We start from the raw sequence: 14,970 nt of genomic DNA, 5'->3' as shown, positions 1-14,970 counted from the left end.
CAGCGGCGAGGCTCGGGATCGGAGAGCGCCGGCGGGCCGTGCCCGCCGGCGCTCGTTCGTTCGGGGCGCCGCGCCCGTCGTCCGCGCACGGCGCGCTCGAGCTCAGAGGAACAGGCCGAGCGTCGGCACCTCGACGTCCGCGAAGTCCATCACGACGACGCGCCGCGCGAGGCGGAGCCCGGCGTCCGTGCGCACGAGCACGTCGCGCCGCTGACCGGCGTAGAAGCAGGTCGCCACGCCGGGGCGCGCATAGTGGAGATGGAAGGCGCTCGTGACCGCGAGCGCGCCGTCGTCGCGCGGAGCGACCTGCACGTTGCCCACGAGGCGGCGCGTGCGCGCGGGCGGATTCTCCGCCCAGGCATTCGGCTTGAAGCTCCGCTCGACGCGCAGCGCGAGATAGGCGTACGTCTCGTCGCGGATGGGCGTCCCGTCCGACGCCTCGTCCTCGAGCTCGCGCTCGACCGAGATCATCGCCTCGTCGCCGCGCATCGCGTTGTCGACGAGCGGGTTGCCGCGCCCCGGCATCACGTAGCGGATCGCCGGGTCGACGAGCGCGAGCCAGCTCTGGTAGCGGCGCTCGTCGAGCAGCCGCGCCTCCTCGTAGTACCACTGCTCGACCTCGTGCTGCAGCTCGGGCGACACGCGCGCGACCTCAGACGCCATGCTCCGCCTCCGCGCGCTCGAGGTCGCGCCGCCAGCGCTGGAAGAAGTGGCGGGCGTAGAACTCGTTGGCGCACGAGCTCACGAGCCCGGGGAGGTCGGCGTGCGGCCCCTCCTCGCCGAGGCCGAGGCCGTAGAAGTACGGGTGGTCGTCGGCGAAATCGATCGCGCTGCCCCGGTACTGCGCGATCCACGCCTCCGAGTCCTCCTGCTCGAGGATGCCGCCCGGCCCGAAGAACGAAGTGTGATTGCCGCGCAGCACCTTCTTGATCGCGTCGGGCGCGTCGGCCGGCACGACCGACCACGACCAGTACTCGACGCGACCGGGCCCGCGCGGGTGCGAGACCTTGAACGCGGCGTTCGACCAGAGGAACGAGAAGTTCGGGTACACGCCGTAGGCGAGGCCCTTCATGCGCGCGCGCACCGGGCCGACGCGTTCGACCGCGCGCGCCTGCACCTCGCGCAGCCAGTCGTGCACCTCGGCCCCGCCGAGCAGCGACGGCATCGCCTCGAAGCCCCACGCGACGCTCTCGACCGGCGCGTCCTCGGGCATCAACCGGAACGTCGCGCCGTGCCCGGGCTCCGGAACGACCGCGTGCCCGTAGTCGACGATCTCCTGGTTGGCGGCGGGCGGAATCACGGCCGCGTGCAGGAACGGCCCGTGGTTCACGTCGCCGAGCTGGTTCTCGACGGGGAGCTTCCAGTTCGCGTCGATCACCCAGCGCTGCGGCTCGCCCATGATCTCGACGCCCTGCGGAAAACGATCGAGGAAGGCCTCGAGGTAGAAGCGCATGTCGCCCAGCCAGTCGTCGAGCGATACGACGTCGGGGTCGAAGCTCCCGAAGACGAGCCCGCGCCACGACGCGAGCCGCGGCACGCGCTTGAGCCCGAGGCGCGCCTTGTCGGGCCGCTGCCGCACCTGGCGCTCCTGGGGAATCGCGACGAGCCGGCCCGTCACGTCGTAGTTCCAGTTGTGATAGGGGCACACGAAGCGCTTCGTGTTGCCGCGCGACGCGCGGCACACGGGCAGGCCGCGGTGCGTGCAGCTGTTCACGCTCGCGTGGAGCTCGCCGTCCTCGCCGCGCGCGAGGATCACGGGCGTCTCGCCCATGTACGCCTGCACGAAGTCGCCGGGCGCGCGCAGCTGCGACTCGTGGCCGAGGTAGAGCCACGCGCGGCCGAAGATCCCGCGCTTCTCGAGCTCGTACAGATGGCGGTCGGCCCACGCGCGCCGGCCCACCCACTGCGCGTCGTCGGCGACGACGTCCCGCACCGCGATCGGGCTCATGCCCCTCTCCTCCCCTTCGTCTTGCCGTTCACCGCGCGCGCTCGAGGCCGGCGAGGTACTGCCGCAGCGCACGGTCGAATGCGGACGCCGCGCGCGCCGGCTCGACCTGCCGGTCGACGAACGCGTACCCGACGGCGAGCGCGAGCGCACTGCGGTAGGCGTGGCGCGCCTCGGCCTTCGTGAAGCCCGCCGCGCGCAGCACGGCGAGGCTCTCGCGCAGCGCGTCGCGCGCGCGGTCGCCGAAGCGCACCTCGTCGCCGATCGCGACGTAGGAGAGCACGCCCGGCGTGAGCGCGAGCGCGCGGTGCATCGCTCCGAACGTCGCGGCCATCCAGGCCTTCCAGTCCGAGGGAGCGACGCCGTGCGCGGTGACCGCCGCGTCGGCGACGAACCGGTCGAGCACGGCGTCGACCAGCTCCGCCTTGCTCGCGAAGTGCTTGTAGAGCGCCATCGCGGTGACGCCGAGCGCATCGCCGACGCTCTGCATCGTGAGGGAACGCAGGTCGTGCTCGCGCGCGAGGCGCGCGCCCGCCTCGGCGATGCCGTCGCGCGTGAGGCGCGCGCGTGCGCGCGCGGAGGGCCGGCGCGCACCCCGCCCCGTCGTCGTCGCCGGCGTACCCCCAGCGGAGGCCGAGGCCGAGGCGGACCGCGTCGCCATGACGAGGAAGTTTATGTTATTAGCCAACGCGGTCAACGGCGCGCGCCGTCGAGCGCGCGTGACGGGCGTCGGGCCCTGCGCCATGCTGCGCCGCCATGCGAACCGAAGGAGCGGCCGCGCCCGCCGCGACGCCCGCACCCCCCGCGACCGGGCGTGTCGCCGCGATCGCGGTCGCCGCGCTCACCGTCGCCGCCGCCCTCTTCCACGCGTTCGCGATCGGCCGCGACCCGCTCTGGATGGACGAGGCCTGCACGTGGTTCACGATCGAGCACGGCGCGGCCGCGGCCGTGACCGGCGAGCGGAGCGCCGGCAACCCGCCCCTCTTCTTCCTCGCCGCCTGGGCGTCGACGGCGCTGCTCGGCCCGAGCGAGGCCGCCCTGCGCCTGCCGTCGCTGCTCGCGGCCGTCGCGCTCGTCCCGCTCGGGTTCCTCGCGGGCGCGCGCTACGCGGGGCGCCGCGCCGGTGTCGTGGCGGCCGCGCTGTTCGCCTTCGGACCGCTCGTCCACCACTACGCGATCGAGGCCCGCAACTACGCGCTGCTGATGGCCGAGGTCGCGCTCTACCTGCTCGCGCTCGAGCGCGCGCTCCGCCCCACCGCGCGGCCGCGCGCGTGGGCCGCGGTCGCGCTCCTGCTCGCGGCGATGCTCTACACGCACAACTACGGGCTGTTCTTCCTCCCGGTGTCGGTGGCCGCTGCCGCGGTCGGCGCGCTCGGCCGCCCCGGCGCGTGGCGGCGCGCGACGGCGGGCTCGTGTCTCGCCGCGGCGGCCGCCTTCGCCGCCTACCTGCCCTTCTTCGTGCGCGCGCTCGGCCACGCGCAATCGGCGGTGACGGAGTGGCTGCTCCGCTACTGGGAGCAGATGTCGCCGATCGGGATGCTCGCCTGGAGCTTCACGACGTTCGGCGTCGGCGGCACCTTTCCCGACTACCTGGGAACGCTCGGCCGCGCCCCGTCCGCCGGCATCGCGGCCGTCGCGCTCTCGCTCGCCCTCCCGCTCTGCGCGCTCGCCGGCTGGCCGCGCGGCGACGACGAGAGAGCGCGTGCGAGGGGCGTGGAGCGTGCGCCGCGCCCCTCCCTCGCGGTGCTCGCCGTCCTCGCGCTCGGACCGCTCGTGGTCGCGCTCGGCTACTCGCTCGCCGTCGCGCCGATCTACCTGCCCGGCCGCTACGACACGATCGCGCTGCCGCCCTTCGTGCTGCTCTACGCCGCCGGGCTCGAACGCGTCGCGCGCACGCCGGCCGGCTGGCCGATCGCGCTCGCCGTCGTCGTCTTCACCGTCGCATCGCACGGGCACGCCTTCGACCCGCCCGCCGCATCGAAGGACCGCCTGGCCGCGCTCCACATCGCGCAGCGCGCGCGCCCGGACGACGTCGTCGTCACGACGGGCTACCGGCGCTGCGTCACCGCCTACTACCTGCGACGCGCCGCGAGCCCGGTCGAGGTCGTCTCCTTCCCGAGCGCGATGGCGCGGCACCCGGGCTGGTACAGCGAGCGGCTCTTCCTCGAGGATCGCGACGCGCTCGCGAGCGACGCGCGTGCGATCGCCGCGAGCCCGCACGCGGTGTGGGTCGTGCGGTCGACGCACGACGCCGTCAACGCAGTCCTGCTCGACGCACTCGCCGCGGAGCACGGCGCCGACGCCGCGAGCGCGAGCGAGGCCCTCGGCGTCGAGCGATTCGCCCGAACGGCGACGCGCGACGGAGGCACGCGCTAGGTCGCGCGCGTCACTGCACGCGCTCGACCTCGAAGCCCGCGCGGCGCAGCCGCTCGGGCAGCCCGTCCGGCCCGACGAGGTGGGCGGCGCCCACGGCGACGAACGCGCTTCCGTCGCCGGCGAGCAGCTCGACGAGGCGCTCGGTCCAGCGCGCGTTGCGATCGACGATCAGGGCGCGGTAGGCCGCGGGGGCCTCTTCGCGCATGGGCCGCACGAGCGATGCGTCGAGCGCAGCGGTGTCGCCGCCGCGCCACGCGCGGAGCATGTCCGACGACGACGACGCGAAGTCGTCGAGCTCGTCGACCTGTCGGTCGAAGTCGGCGAGGAGCTCGCCGAGCGACAGCGACGCGAACATCCCGATCTGCGCCGACGCGGTCTCGAAGTGCGCGATCGCGTCGCCCTCCTCGCGCGCCATCCGCTCGACCGCGACGTCCACGCCGCGCTCCGCCTCGAAGCCCTCGCGCGCCATCGCCGCCTGCATGAGCACGGCGACCGCGAGCCAGGGCCGCACGCCCTCGAGGCGATCGGCGTCGAGGCCGAGCTCGCCCGCGAGCGCGCGGAGGCGCGCCGCGCGCTCCGGCCCGAGGAGCCCGCTCAGCGTCACGCCGTCGGGGTTGCGTCCGTGGCGCCGGACGGCCTCCGCCACCTCCGCGCGCGCGGCGGGGCTCGAGACGTCGGCCTCGGTCCACGTCGTCGTCGCGGCGCGCATCGCGTCCTCGAAGGCGGGCGTCCGCCAGTCGACGTCGCGGGGCAGCAGGTGGAACGTCCCGAACAGGAAGAGCTCGGAGTCCGCGTCGCGCACGCGCCACAGCGCCGGGGCCGGCGCCGCCGCGTCGAGGCCCGCGCACGCGAGCTGTGCGAGGAGGAGCGCGGCGACCGCGATGCCGCGACGAGGCGCGCGTGCTCGCACTCGCTCCACCTCGATTCCCTCCTTCGCAGCCGCCTGCGCCGGGTACTCTAGGGCGCCGCACGGGTTCGCTCGACCGAGGCCGACGCCGGGCTCGCCGGCGGGCCGCCGCGACGCGACCCGGGCGACGGAGGCTCCATGACCGAGATCCCGCGCATCATCTCCGTCGACGACCACGTCGTCGAGCCCCCCGACCTGTGGACGAGCCGCCTCCCGTCACGTTATGCCGGTCGCGCGCCGCGCGTCGTCCGCGACCGCGCCGTCTTCCGCTTCGAGGGCGGCGTCTTCAGCTACGACAAGGGCGCGCCCGACGGCGAGTGGTGCGACTGGTGGCTCTACGACGACCTCGTCTACCCGTTCCCGAAGCTCTCGGCGGCGAGCGGCTTCGAGAACGTCGACGTCACGCCCGTGACGTTCGACGACATCCGGCCCGGCTGCTGGAAGCAGAAGGACCGCCTCGCCGACATGGACGCCGACCACGTCGAGGCGTCGATCTGCTACCCGAACGTGCTCCCGCGCTTCTGCGGGCAGACGTTCCACGAGCGCGCCGACAAGGAGCTCGCGGCGCTGTGCGTGGCCGCCTACAACGACTGGATGATCGACGAGTGGTGCGCGGGCGACGGGCGCGGCCGCCTCGTCCCGATGACGATCGTCCCGCTCTGGGACCCGGTCGCCGCGGCGGCGGAGATCCATCGCTGCGCGGCGAAGGGGAGCCACGCGATCTCGTTCTCGGAGAACCCGCACCCGCTCGGCCTCCCGTCGGTGCACGACAAGGGTCGCTTCTGGGATCCCGTCTTCCGCGCCTGCGAAGAGACCGAGACCGTCCTCTGCATGCACATCGGATCGAGCTCGAAGATGCCGTCGACGTCGCCCGACGCGCCCTTCGCGGTGAGCTCGACGCTCACGTTCTCGAACGCGATGGGCTCGCTGTGCGACTACGTGCTGTCGGGCGTCTTCGTCCGCTTCCCGCGCCTGCGCGTCGCCTACGCCGAGGGGCAGGTCGGCTGGATGCCGTACGTGGTGGAACGCATGGACAAGCTCTGGGCCGAGCGCGACCCCGCCTCGAGCTTCGGCGTGCAGCTCCCGGAGCCGCCGTCGAGCTACCTGCCGGGCCACGTCTGGGGCTGCATCTTCGACGACGAGACGGGCCTTCGGAACCGCGACGCGATCGGCATGGACCAGATCTGCTACGAGACCGACTACCCGCACGCGGACTCGACCTTCCCGCACAGCAAGGAGGTCGCGACGCGGATCGTCACCGCGGCGGGCCTCGACGAGGGCGAGACCTACAAGCTGCTGCGCGGCAACGCCATCGCGGCGTTCGGCCTGGGCCGCTTCGGCATCGAGCGCTAGCGCGGTCGCACGCGCCGCCCGCGCGCGACCGCGGGCGGGGGAGGAGTCCGTGTTCGCCTTCGTCACCCACATGCGCGCGAAGCCCGGCAAGCGCGAAGAGCTGCGCCGCCTCAACCTCGCGATGCAGGCGGCGACGGCGCGCGAGCCGGGCGTGCCCGTCTACGTCTTCCACACCGCCGCCGACAGCCCCGACGACTTCTACTACTACGACCTCTACGAGAGCCAGGAAGCCTACGACGCGCACTGCGCGACACCCGAGTTCCAGCACATGATGCGCTCGTTCGGCGCCGTCGCGGAGCTCGTCTCGGCGACGAAGCTCGTGCCGTTCGGGCCCGTGAAGAGCGAGCCGGTCGGCGGCGGCGCCGCGCGCGACTAGCGTCGGCCGGCCGCCGCGCACGCCTCAGCTCCCGAGGTCCCGCCCGCCGCTCGCGACGATGCGCTCGAGACGGTTGCAGCGGTGGCGGTCGGGCGCGTCGATGCGCTCGAGCCAGCCGCGCACGTAGTCGTAGTCGAGCGGCTCCTCGCACGCGTAGACGATGGTCGCGATGTCGCTCCAGTCCTTCTCGCGATCGAACGTCGCCTTGTAGGTGATCAGGTCCTCGGGGCTCAGGACGTGGATGGGGTCGCCGTAGAAGTCGACACGCCGTCGCCGCGCCATCGAGGCCGCGTGAAGGGCGTCGTAGGCGAAGAACAGGTCGACCGGCGTCCCGTCCCACCACACGCGCACCTGCTCGTCGCGCGCGACGAGCGTCCGCAACCCGGGGTTCCCCGTGTCCGCGCCGAGCTCGCCGAGCACGCCGAACACGCGCTCCGCCTCGTCGGCGGAGAGGAACACGTTGACGTCGATGTCGTGCGTCGCGCGGATGCTGCCGTAGTAGGCGAGCGCCTGGGCGCCGCCGAAGGCGTGCGGGATGCCGGCCGCGCGGAAGGCGCGCTCGATGGCGACGATCTGCTCGTCGAGGAGCACGCCTAACGTGCCTGCGTCCGGGGAGCGGCCGGCGTGAACGCCGCGCCGGAGTCGAAGTGCGGGAACGGCTCCTCCGGCAGCGCGCGAACGGCCCCGCGCGAGCGCACGGTGCGGCTCGCCGCCCGCAGCAGCCCGCGCAGCGCGCGGCCGCGCGCGGCTTCGGGCTGGCCCAGCCAGTCCGCCGCATCCGCGAGGTGCTCCGGCACGGGCCGCGCCTCGAGCGGCGCCAGGGCCTCGCGCAGCAGGCCGGCGACCGTCGGGTCGAGCGGAACGCCCGCCCGCAGCTCCGCCAGCAGGGCGCGCGCCGCGCGGCTGCGCCGCTGTGCGCTCACCGGCACGCCGCGCGCGCGCGCCGCATCGACGAGGGCGGCGCGGTCGAACGGACGCCGCGCGCGCGCACGCGCCGCGTCGAGCACGTCGGGCGTCAGCACGCGCCGGAAGCGCGCGAGCACGAACTGCCGCGGCCCGCTCGCCGTCGTGCGGCACTCCCGGATCTCGAACGCGTCGCCCTGCCGGCGGATCGAGGCCATGGCGTCCTCCCTCGCCGACGGCAGCGCGCCGCGCGCGGGGCACGGCCAGAGCGGATGCGTCGGCGCCAGTACTATCGGCTACTGATCCAGTTTCATCCAGTACTGCACGACCGCTCCGCGTCGCGCGTGCGCCGCCCGCGGCCTCCACGAACGCGTTCGCAAAGAGGTCGACCCCACGGGGCTACTGCGGCGAGGTCCCCGGCGGTGCGCCGGAGGGCGCCCGCGCGGTGGCTCCGGCCGCAGCCCCGCTCGCCTCGGCTCCGTCCGGGCCGTCGGCGACGCGGTAGAGGACGGCGCCGCCGCGGCGGGCCTCCCGCGCGACGGGGACGAAGCGCGCGCGCGCGGCGGGCGGCGCGTGCCGGAGCATCAGCAGGCGGACGATCGCGGGCTGGTCGAGCACGTACTGGATGCCCGCCTCGAACACGAGCTCGTGGACGCGCCCCGCAGCCAGCGCGCGCTGGGTGGCGCGGTCGACCTTGCCATCGAGGTTGCGGACGGGTGCGCCCCGGAGCCAGCCGTAGATCCCGGCCTGGAAGGCGCCGAGCGAGGCCCCGGCCGGTACGTGCGGGCCGAGCGCCTCGAAGCTCGCGAGGAACCCGCGCTCCCCTGGCTCGCGCCAGACCTCGCGCGCGCGGAAGCCCGCGAACGCGAGCACCTGCTGCGCGACGAGCGCGAGCGCGGCGACGGCGACGACCGCCGCACGCGCCCGGCCGCCGCCGCGCGCCCAGCGCGCGAGGGCCGCGGCGCCCGCGAGCATCGCGAGCAGGATCGACGGCGCGAGATACCGCGACCAGTACCAGTGCGACGGGGAGTAGAGCGTGTAGGCGACGAGCACGACGACCGCGTAGAGCACCGCCGCGAACGCGAGGCTCGGCGGGTCGCCCTCGCGCGCCGCGCGCGGACGCGCCGTCCGGACGAGCAGCGCGCCGAGCGCGAGACACGCGACGAGCGACACCGCGCGCGGTGCCGCGCGCAGCAGCGCGAACGGCGCATAACGATCGAGCGCGGGCCAGACTCCGAAGGGGATGTGCGCGCGCAGCGGCGCGAGCAGCGGCTGCTCGAGCAGCGCCACCAGCGCGCCGCGCGCGGCGACGTCCGCCCGCCACGCGAGCGGCGGCGACGCCGCATCGAACACCGCCCCCTTCGCCGGCCCGAAGACGACGGGCAGGTTCGACCAGCCGAGCTGGAGCGCGATCTCGCGACTCGCCGCGCCGCTCGTCGGCAGCCACGCGCCGGTCGCGAACGCCGACACGGCCCCCCACGGAAGCCAGACCAGCGCCGCGGCGACGGCGGCGCGCGCGAGCCACCGCGCGACGGGACGCACCGCGCCGCGCGCGCGCGCGCGCCGGAGCGCGTCGACGCCGAGCACCGCGGCGAGCAGCGCGAGATCGACCCGCGCGAGCACGCCGAGCCCGACGAGCGCACCGAACGCCAGCGCGCGGCGCGTCGGCTCCCCGCCCTCCCACGGGCGCCAGCGCACGTGGAGCCACGCGAGCGCGACGCCGATCGCGAGGGCGGGCCCCGTCTCGAGCCCGTTCACGCCGAGCACCGACAGCAGCGGGCTCGCGGCGAACAGCAGCGCGCCGAGTGCGGCGACGCGCGGTCCGCCGAGCTCGCGCCCGAGTGCGTACACGAGCCCGACGGTCGCGACGCCGACCAGCGCGAGCGCGAGCGCGGACGCGCGCACCATCCAGAAGGGATCGTCGACCGCCGCGAGCGAGAGGGGCAGCAGTGCGCCGAGGTAGAGAGGATGGAACGCGTTGGTCGGCGTCGCGCCGTCGAACGTGAGCCCCGCACCCGCGACGACGTTGCGCGCGATCGCGAGATAGTAGAAGGCGTCGTCCTGGTAGACGTCAGAGGCGATCAGCGCGCGCGGGTCCGCGAGCGCGAGCGAGAGCCGCGTCGCGAGCGCGAGCCCCACCGCCGCGGCGAGCGCGAAGCGGGCCGCGCGCGGCGAGCGCCCGTCCACCGCGGTCGTCGGCATCGAGCTCCTCTCCCCCTCCACGCGCGGCCGGCGCGCGACGCGCTCAGCGCAGGAACATCATTCCGCCGTCGAGCAGCAGCGTCGAGCCGGTGAGATAGGACGCGTCGTCGCTCGCGAGGAAGGCGACGGCGCGGCCGAGGTCGCGCTCGGGGTCGCCGACGCGCCGGAGCGGAATGCGCGCGATCGACGCCGCCCGCCTCGCTTCGTCCTCGCCGAACTCGAGGTCGGCGGCCGGCGACGCGACGTACGGAACGACGAGGTTCGCGCGGATGCCGTCGGGCCCCCACTCCTCGGCGGCCGCGCGCGTCAGCATCTGGATCGCGGCCTTCGCGGCCGCGTAGGCGCCGAAGCCTCCGGGCGCGAACTGCGCGCCCGTTCCGAAGTTCACGATCGCACCGCCGCCGCGCAGGTGCGGATGGCAGGCGCGCATGAACGCGAGCGACGCGAGCGGCCCGGTGCGCCACAGCTCGTCGACGACCCCGGCCTCGACGTCGAGCAGCGCGGACGAGCGCAGGGCCGGCGACTGCGCCGTCTGCACGAGCGCCCGCACCGGGCCGAGCGCCGCCACGACGCCCTCGACGCACGCGCCCACCTCGTCGAGCTGCCCGACGTCGCACGGGAAGCACGCGGCCTCGCCGCCGCGCGCCTCGATCTCCGCGCGCACTGCGTCGAGCTTCGCGCGCGTGCGCCCGACGAGCGCGACGCGCGCCCCCTCGTCGGCGAGCGCGAGCGCGCAGCCGCGCCCGCTCCCCTGCCCGGCGCCGGTGACGAGCGCGACGCGTCCCGCGAGCCGCCGGGGCCGCGGCGCGCGCGCATCGTCGGCCGCGTTCGCGGCGCCGGCGCCCGGCGCCTCCGATGCGCGGAACGGGTGCGATGCGCCTTCGCCCATCGCGCCAATCTACGCGAGCGCGCGGGTCGACGGGCGCAAATCCCCGAGCGCTCGCGCGCCGGTGCGCGGCTATGCTCGCCGCATGCCGGCCGCTCGCGCGCCCCGTCTCGACCGCCGCGACGCCGCCGCACTCCTCTTCCTCGCCGCGCTCTCGCTCGCGCTTCGCCTCGTCGCACTCGACGCGAACCCGTCGCTCGAGCTCGCGCGCGGGCTGCTCACCGACGAGGGCGCGTGGGCGCACAACGCGCGCCAGGCCGCGCTCTTCGGCCGCTGGATCATCGACGACCACAATCCCGGCCTCACGATCGCGCCCGTGTACAGCGCGGCACTGCGCGCGACGTATGCATGGATGGGCGTCGACTTCGTCTCGACGCGGCTCGTCGGCGCGCTCTCGGGCGTCGCGCTCGGCCTCGCGACGTGGCTGTGGGTCCGGCTGCGCGTCGGACGCGCGCCCGCACTCGTCGCGGGCCTGTGGCTCGCGGTCGGGAGCTTCGCGCTCGTGCACGAGCGCATCGCGATGGTCGAGCCGCTGCAGATGCTGCTCCTGCTCGCGTGCGCGGGCGGCGTGGTGCGCGCGGCCGACGGCGGACGAGGCGCGAGCGCGTGGGCGGCGATGGCGGCCGTCGCACTCTGGCTCGCCGTCGCGACGAAGCTCACCGCCGTCGCGCTCGCGCCGGCCATCGCGCTCTTCTGGGCGCTCCAGCTCGTCGCGCGCGGACGCAGCGCCGTGCTCCCTCCCTTCGCGTGGCGCCCGGTGCTCGTCTTCGCGGCGACGAGCCTCGCCGGCCTCGCGGTCGTCGCAGCGGTCGCGCACGCGAGCCCCGAGATCTGGAGCGAGCTCGTCGGCAACCTGCGGAGCGCGACGAGCGGACGTCAGCGCGAGACGCTCGTGCTCTCGCTCCCCGGCTTCGCACGTCTCGGGCTGCCCGCTCCGTCGCTCCCGTACGGGAGCTTCCTGCGGCTGTGCGCACCGATGCTCGCGCTCGCCGTCGCGCTGGCCGCGACGCGCATCGCGGACGCGGCGCCCGCGCCGCGCGAGCGCGCGACGACGAGCCTCGAGGTCTTCTGCGCCTGCTGGATCGCCGCGGTCGCGGGCTTCGTGGCGGTGCAGGCCTATCAACCGGATCGCCGCTTCCTCGCGGCGCTCCCCGCGCTCGCGATCTACGGCGCGCTCGCGGTGCGCCCGGGCGCGCTCGCGCTCCCCGCGCGCGGCGACGCCTCGCGCCTGCGCCTCGCCGCGGCCGGTGCGCTCGTCGGCGGGTTCGCCGGGCTCTACGCGCATCTCCTGCTCGGGAGCGGCGGCGCGCCGACCGCGAGCGCGATGGCCTCGCGCGCACTCGCCGTGTCGCTCGTCGCGGGAGGTGCGGGCGGCGCGCTGCTGTGGAGCGCGCTCCCCGCGCGACGGCGCGCCGCGCCGCGCGCCGCGGTGGCGGCGATCGTCGTCGCGATGCTAGGCGTCGAGCTCGCGCGCTTCGCGCGCGAGGCGGCATCGTTCGAGTTCGGCGTGCGGGACACGTCGCGCGCGCTCGCCGCGCTCACGGACGACTGGGACGAGCGGGACCGCGTGCTCGTCGGCGCGGAGGCGTACACGTACGCGCTCGAGACGCGGCTCTTCGCCTTCACGATCCGCCTCGACCGGCCGGCCGGCATTCCGCAGAACCCGAACGGCTGGGAGGCCTTCGATCCGCGGCTCATGATGGTCTACGGGCCGGCCAACGAGAGCGAGGCGCGCGCGCACGGTCTCGTGCCGTGGCGCGCGTTCCGACCGCGGCGCTTCGTCGTGCGCGGCGAGGTCGTCGAGCCGGTGGTGTGGGTGTTCGCGAAGCCGCAGCTGTGCCCGGAGTGCGACACCTCGGGCGCGCTCGTCTTCGCTCCCGATCAGGGCGCGTAGCCGAGCTCGCGCAGCCGCTCGAGCTCGGCCGCGTCGAGCGGCGCCGCGACGCCGGCGCGCGCACGCCCTTCCTCGTCCTGCGCGGGCGCGTTGCGCGCTTCCCAGCGCGCGAACGCGGCGCCGAGCGCGCGCACGTCGTCCGGGCGCGCGGGCGCGACGTCGCGCATCTGTCCCGGGTCGTCGGCGCGATCGAAGAGCATCCGCGCGCCGCGGTCGTCGACGAAGAGGTCGAGCGTCCCGCGGCGCAGCACGCGGATCGCGCGGTCGAAGCGCCCGCCGAGGCGCGGATCGAGCTTCATCGAGCTCGCGGACGGATACCACTCGGCGACGAGCTCCGGAGCGGCCGCGCCCTCGCCCTCGTCCCCGAAGAGCGACACGCCCTGCTGCGCGCCCTCGACCGGCGGCAGCGCGAGGCCGAGCCGCTCGAGCACCGAGGGGGCGACGTCGACGAGCGACACGGGCTGCGCGCTCCGCCCGGCGGCGATGCCCGGACCGCGCACGACGAGCGGCACGTCGACGACCTCGCGGTGGACGTCGAGCTCGTGTCCCACGAGGCCGTGCTCGCCCAGGTACTCGCCGTGATCGGCGGTCAGGAACACGGTCGTCCGCGCGGCGAGCCCCGACGCCTCCACGAACGCGAGCAGGCGACCGACCTCGCGATCGAGGCGCTCGAGCTCGCGATCGTAGTTGTTGCTCCAGTAGCGCACGACGTCGGGGTCGAGCGGCTCGCGCCCGGCGAGCATCGCGATCTCCTCGTCGGCGGCCTCGTCGAGCGGTCGCTCGCTCTCGAGCGGCGCGAGCGCCGTCGGCGGCCGATCGGTCGGCTCGTGCACGTCGAAGTAGTTCACGAAGAGCAGGAACGGGCGCGAGCCCACTGCGCGCAGCCAATCGAGCGCGAGGTCGGTGACGTGCGAGGCCTCGTAGTAGGCGTGGCGCTCGCGCCAGACCGAGGCCGGGATCGCGCGCGCGGCGATCGCGTCGAGCGGGCCGAACGAGAGCCCCGTGCGCGGCCCCTCCGCGAACCACGTCGCGAAGCCCTGGTCGAGCCCGAAGCGCGACGACACGTAGAAGTGGTTGGCCGCGATGCCGCCGGTCTCGACGCCGGCGCGGGCCGCGAGCTCGGCGATCGTGTCGAAGCGCGCGTCGAGCGGCGTCGCGTTGCCGGCGGGCTCGCTGCCGCGGTAGCCGTGCGCGCCGTGCGCGCGCGGGTAGAGGCCCGTGAAGAGCGACGCGTGGCTCGGCAGCGTCCACGGCGCGGTCGACATCGCTTCCTCGAACACGAGCCCGTCGCGCGCCCAGGCGTCGATCGCCGGGGTCGTCGCGCGCCCGTACCCGTAGAGCGAGAGCCGATCGCGGCGCAGCGTGTCGAGCACGATCAGGACGACGGCATCGCCGCGCGACGCCGGTGCGTCGGGGCCGCCGACCGCGCTCGCGCGAGGGCGCGCCGGTGCGACCGCGGCGGCCGCGGGAACGCGCGCCGCACGGCGCGGAGCGAGCGGCGCGAGGACGTGCCCGGCGGCGACGAACGCGACGAGCCACGCGACGGGTGCGGCGACCGACGCGCGCGAGCGCGGAGAGCCCGCCCACGCCAGGCCGCCGAGCGCGAGCGGGCCGGCGATGCCGGCGATGCGGTGCCACTCGCCGCCCGCGATCGCGATCGTTAGGCCGCCCGCGAGCGCGACGCCCCACGCACCCGGGCCGATTCCTGCGCGGCGCGAGCGATCGGCCGCGCCGAGCGCGACCAGCGCGGCGAGCGCGGCCGCGGCGCCGAGCGCGAGCAGCGCGACGCGCAGCGGCCCCGAGTGCGGCAGGGCCGCGTGCACCCACGCGTGGCCGGCGATCGCCGCGACGGCGCCACACGCGACGCGCGCGGCCCAACGTGAAGGAACGATGAGGGCGAGTGCGCTCGCGGCCGCGACGAGCGCGACGGCGTCGACGACGACCACCGGAGCGTCGAACGGATCGGTCGTGCACCAACGGGCACACAGCACGACGAGCGCCGCGCCGACTCCCCACGTCGCACCCGCGACGAGGCGTCGCGGTGCGCGGGAGTCGGATGCGTCGGAAGAGTCGGAGGAGCCGCCGTCGAGCACGGGCGCGAACCCTACCCCAGTGCCCGACCTTCGAC

Annotated in this window: 13 protein-coding genes; 4 read left to right on the top strand and 9 right to left on the bottom strand. The window is 75.4% G+C overall.

Annotated elements, in window-relative coordinates; genetic code table 11:
* Positions 1-102: 102 nt before the first annotated feature.
* The 3 genes from R3E88_13150 to R3E88_13140 are packed head-to-tail and all read right to left on the bottom strand — an operon-like array spanning position 103 to position 2,606.
* Positions 103-663: an aromatic-ring-hydroxylating dioxygenase subunit beta gene (locus R3E88_13150; protein ID MEZ4217423.1), complete on the bottom strand. Its 561-nt coding sequence runs from the start codon at positions 661-663 to the stop codon at positions 103-105.
* A complete protein-coding gene (locus R3E88_13145; GenBank protein ID MEZ4217422.1) occupies positions 653-1,948 on the bottom strand; it encodes an aromatic ring-hydroxylating dioxygenase subunit alpha in 1,296 nt (431 codons plus the stop codon). The genes R3E88_13150 and R3E88_13145 overlap by 11 nt, the downstream gene beginning before the upstream one ends.
* 28 nt (positions 1,949-1,976) lie before the next feature.
* Positions 1,977-2,606 (bottom strand): helix-turn-helix domain-containing protein, encoded by a 630-nt coding sequence (locus tag R3E88_13140; GenBank protein ID MEZ4217421.1) that lies wholly within the window; start codon positions 2,604-2,606, stop codon positions 1,977-1,979.
* 95 nt (positions 2,607-2,701) lie between these two features.
* Here R3E88_13140 and R3E88_13135 point away from each other — a divergent pair, with 95 nt between their 5' ends.
* Positions 2,702-4,321 (top strand): glycosyltransferase family 39 protein, encoded by a 1,620-nt coding sequence (locus R3E88_13135; GenBank protein ID MEZ4217420.1) that lies wholly within the window; start codon positions 2,702-2,704, stop codon positions 4,319-4,321.
* Between the two features lie 10 nt (positions 4,322-4,331).
* Here the strand turns inward: R3E88_13135 and R3E88_13130 are convergent, their stop codons facing one another.
* Positions 4,332-5,231 (bottom strand): TraB/GumN family protein, encoded by a 900-nt coding sequence (locus tag R3E88_13130; protein ID MEZ4217419.1) that lies wholly within the window; start codon positions 5,229-5,231, stop codon positions 4,332-4,334.
* 135 nt (positions 5,232-5,366) lie between these two features.
* Between R3E88_13130 and R3E88_13125 the strand changes: the two genes are divergently transcribed.
* Together R3E88_13125 and R3E88_13120 are read left to right on the top strand one after the other, a co-directional pair.
* A complete protein-coding gene (locus R3E88_13125; protein MEZ4217418.1) occupies positions 5,367-6,581 on the top strand; it encodes an amidohydrolase family protein in 1,215 nt (404 codons plus the stop codon).
* A 49-nt stretch (positions 6,582-6,630) separates the two neighbouring features.
* On the top strand, positions 6,631-6,957 hold the full coding sequence (locus R3E88_13120; protein MEZ4217417.1) for a putative quinol monooxygenase: 327 nt from the start codon (positions 6,631-6,633) through the stop codon (positions 6,955-6,957).
* A 24-nt stretch (positions 6,958-6,981) separates the two neighbouring features.
* Here R3E88_13120 and R3E88_13115 read toward each other — a convergent pair whose 3' ends face one another.
* The 4 genes from R3E88_13115 to R3E88_13100 form a co-directional block, all read right to left on the bottom strand.
* Entirely contained in the window at positions 6,982-7,548 is a 567-nt protein-coding gene (locus R3E88_13115; protein ID MEZ4217416.1) for a hypothetical protein, read from the bottom strand.
* Positions 7,549-7,550: 2 nt separating this feature from the next.
* Positions 7,551-8,078, bottom strand: coding sequence for a hypothetical protein (locus tag R3E88_13110; protein MEZ4217415.1), 528 nt, complete (start codon positions 8,076-8,078; stop codon positions 7,551-7,553).
* Between the two features lie 181 nt (positions 8,079-8,259).
* The gene (locus R3E88_13105; protein MEZ4217414.1) at positions 8,260-10,062 is read right to left on the bottom strand and encodes a glycosyltransferase family 39 protein; all 1,803 of its coding nucleotides are present in this window, start codon (positions 10,060-10,062) and stop codon (positions 8,260-8,262) included.
* 43 nt (positions 10,063-10,105) lie between these two features.
* Positions 10,106-10,951 (bottom strand): SDR family oxidoreductase, encoded by an 846-nt coding sequence (locus tag R3E88_13100; protein MEZ4217413.1) that lies wholly within the window; start codon positions 10,949-10,951, stop codon positions 10,106-10,108.
* An 82-nt stretch (positions 10,952-11,033) separates the two neighbouring features.
* Between R3E88_13100 and R3E88_13095 the strand changes: the two genes are divergently transcribed.
* Positions 11,034-12,842 (top strand): glycosyltransferase family 39 protein, encoded by a 1,809-nt coding sequence (locus R3E88_13095; protein ID MEZ4217412.1) that lies wholly within the window; start codon positions 11,034-11,036, stop codon positions 12,840-12,842.
* On the opposite strand, the gene R3E88_13090 is transcribed toward R3E88_13095, so the two are convergent.
* The gene (locus R3E88_13090; protein ID MEZ4217411.1) at positions 12,830-14,935 is read right to left on the bottom strand and encodes a sulfatase; all 2,106 of its coding nucleotides are present in this window, start codon (positions 14,933-14,935) and stop codon (positions 12,830-12,832) included. The two genes, R3E88_13095 and R3E88_13090, sit on opposite strands and share 13 nt — an antisense overlap.
* Positions 14,936-14,970: the final 35 nt, after the last annotated feature.

Source organism: Myxococcota bacterium (assembly GCA_041389495.1).
Taxonomy (GTDB): Bacteria; Myxococcota_A; UBA9160; order UBA9160; family UBA4427; genus JAWKRT01.
Note: the sequence above shows the minus strand (reverse complement) of the source record. Positions and strands in the feature narration are given on the sequence as shown.

Coding starts and splice junctions, on each gene's coding strand:
- R3E88_13100 (MEZ4217413.1), bottom strand. CDS start 10,951: ATGGGCGAAGGCGCATCGCACCCGTTCCGCGCATCGGAGGCGCCGGGC.
- R3E88_13105 (MEZ4217414.1), bottom strand. CDS start 10,062: ATGCCGACGACCGCGGTGGACGGGCGCTCGCCGCGCGCGGCCCGCTTC.
- R3E88_13095 (MEZ4217412.1), top strand. CDS start 11,034: ATGCCGGCCGCTCGCGCGCCCCGTCTCGACCGCCGCGACGCCGCCGCA.
- R3E88_13145 (MEZ4217422.1), bottom strand. CDS start 1,948: ATGAGCCCGATCGCGGTGCGGGACGTCGTCGCCGACGACGCGCAGTGG.
- R3E88_13140 (MEZ4217421.1), bottom strand. CDS start 2,606: ATGGCGACGCGGTCCGCCTCGGCCTCGGCCTCCGCTGGGGGTACGCCG.
- R3E88_13135 (MEZ4217420.1), top strand. CDS start 2,702: ATGCGAACCGAAGGAGCGGCCGCGCCCGCCGCGACGCCCGCACCCCCC.
- R3E88_13125 (MEZ4217418.1), top strand. CDS start 5,367: ATGACCGAGATCCCGCGCATCATCTCCGTCGACGACCACGTCGTCGAG.
- R3E88_13150 (MEZ4217423.1), bottom strand. CDS start 663: ATGGCGTCTGAGGTCGCGCGCGTGTCGCCCGAGCTGCAGCACGAGGTC.
- R3E88_13110 (MEZ4217415.1), bottom strand. CDS start 8,078: ATGGCCTCGATCCGCCGGCAGGGCGACGCGTTCGAGATCCGGGAGTGC.